At 55.7% G+C, this 2,256-nt stretch carries 2 protein-coding genes; both read left to right on the forward strand.

Annotation, left to right across the window (positions count from 1 at the left end):
* Positions 1-676, forward strand: a 676-nt coding sequence (locus FDW87_RS21390) for an MFS transporter (protein ID WP_252362925.1), incomplete at its 5' end; no start/stop codon positions are given.
* 142 nt (positions 677-818) lie between these two features.
* On the forward strand, positions 819-2,210 hold the full coding sequence (gene uhpT / locus FDW87_RS01000) for a hexose-6-phosphate:phosphate antiporter (RefSeq protein WP_003023929.1): 1,392 nt from the start codon (positions 819-821) through the stop codon (positions 2,208-2,210).
* Positions 2,211-2,256 lie beyond the last annotated feature (46 nt).

The raw sequence follows: 2,256 nt of genomic DNA on the forward strand, positions 1-2,256 counted from the left end.
CGACTGGCGCCATGATGAGCTGGAAATCGCCCAGCAGCAGGAAGGCGCAGGGCTGAGCCGTAAAGAGATCCTCACCCGCTATGTATTGCTGAATCCCTATATCTGGCTGCTGTCGCTGTGTTACGTGCTGGTGTACGTCGTCCGCGCTGCCATCAACGACTGGGGCAATCTGTATATGTCGGAGACGCTCGGCGTGGATCTGGTGACCGCCAATACCGCTGTGACCATGTTCGAATTGGGCGGATTCATCGGCGCGCTGGTCGCAGGCTGGGGCTCGGACAAACTGTTTAACGGCAACCGCGGTCCAATGAACCTGATTTTCGCTGCCGGAATTTTGCTCTCCGTTGGCTCGTTGTGGCTGATGCCGTTCGCCAGTTACGTGATGCAGGCGGCGTGCTTCTTCACCACCGGATTCTTCGTCTTCGGCCCGCAAATGCTGATCGGCATGGCGGCGGCGGAGTGCTCGCACAAAGAGGCAGCGGGCGCGGCAACCGGATTTGTCGGGCTGTTTGCCTATCTGGGGGCATCGCTTTCCGGCTGGCCGTTGGCGAAGGTGATGGAGGTCTGGCACTGGACCGGATTCTTTGTGGTGATCGCCATTGCGGCGGGGATTTCCGCGCTGCTGCTGCTGCCGTTTTTGAACGCCCAGGCTCCACGCGAACTCAACGAAGCGTGATGCACCTCACCTTTTTGCCCCGAGTAGGGTAAAACTAAGAAATTTTCCCGGTTTCACCTGGACGCTGTCTCAGGCGCGTCTCCCGGCTGATTTTTACAATGCCTGCCATTCGCAGGTATAAAAATTAGCTCGGGAGTGTCAAATGCTGGCCTTTCTAAACCAGGTACGCAAGCCGACCCTGGATCTGCCGCTCGATGTGCGGCGTAAAATGTGGTTCAAACCGTTCATGCAGTCCTATCTGGTGGTCTTTATTGGCTACCTGACCATGTATCTGATCCGCAAAAACTTCAACATCGCGCAGAACGACATGATCTCCACCTACGGGCTGAGCATGACGCAGCTGGGAATGATTGGCCTGGGCTTCTCCATCACCTACGGCGTGGGTAAAACGCTGGTTTCCTACTACGCAGACGGCAAAAATACCAAGCAGTTCCTGCCGTTTATGCTGATCCTCTCCGCCATCTGTATGCTCGGCTTCAGCGCCAGCATGGGGGCGGGTTCAACCAGCCTGTTCCTGATGATCGCCTTCTACGCGCTGAGCGGTTTTTTCCAGAGTACCGGTGGCTCGTGTAGCTATTCCACCATCACCAAATGGACGCCGCGTCGCAAGCGGGGTTCTTACCTCGGCATGTGGAATATCTCCCATAACCTCGGTGGTGCGGGTGCGGCTGGCGTGGCGCTGTTTGGCGCCAACTATCTGTTCGACGGTCACGTCATTGGTATGTTTATCTTCCCGTCGATTATCGCCCTGATTGTCGGTTTTATCGGCCTGCGCTACGGCAGCGACTCCCCGGAGTCTTATGGCCTCGGTAAAGCTGAAGAGCTGTTCGGCGAGGAGATAAGCGAAGAGGACAAAGAGACTGAAGAAAATGAGATGACCAAATGGCAGATCTTTGTTGAATACGTGCTGAAAAACAAAGTGATCTGGCTGCTGTGCTTCTCCAACATTTTCCTGTACGTGGTGCGTATCGGTATCGACCAGTGGTCCACTGTCTACGCTTTCCAGGAGCTGAAGCTCTCCAAAGAGGTGGCGATTCAGGGTTTTACCCTGTTTGAAGTGGGCGCGTTGGTCGGCACGTTACTGTGGGGTTGGCTCTCTGACCTGGCTAACGGTCGTCGTGCGCTGGTAGCCTGCGTGGCGCTGGCGTTGATTATCGCGACCCTGGGCGTTTATCAGCACGCCAGCAACCAGTATGTCTATCTGGCTTCGCTGTTTGCGCTGGGCTTCCTGGTGTTTGGTCCTCAGCTGTTAATCGGTGTTGCAGCCGTCGGATTCGTACCGAAAAAAGCGATCGGCGCAGCCGATGGGATTAAAGGCACCTTCGCATATCTGATTGGTGACAGCTTCGCCAAGCTGGGTCTGGGGATGATTGCCGACGGCACGCCGATTTTCGGTCTGACCGGCTGGGCGGGCACGTTCGCCGCGCTGGATACCGCCGCCATCGGTTGTATCTGCCTGATGGCCATCGTGGCCGTGTTTGAAGAACGTAAAATTCGCCGTGAGAAAAAAATTCAACAATTGAAAGTCGCTTAAGTTAAGTGTGCATTGGTAACTTTTGCCCGCCTGAATGGCGGGCTTT

The organism is Citrobacter sp. wls826, assembly GCF_005281245.1.
GTDB classification, from domain to species: Bacteria; Pseudomonadota; Gammaproteobacteria; order Enterobacterales; family Enterobacteriaceae; genus Citrobacter; species Citrobacter braakii.

Bases quoted from the DNA above. Each gene is read 5' to 3' on its own strand.
- uhpT (WP_003023929.1), top strand. From the start codon at position 819: ATGCTGGCCTTTCTAAACCAGGTACGCAAGCCGACCCTGGATCTGCCG.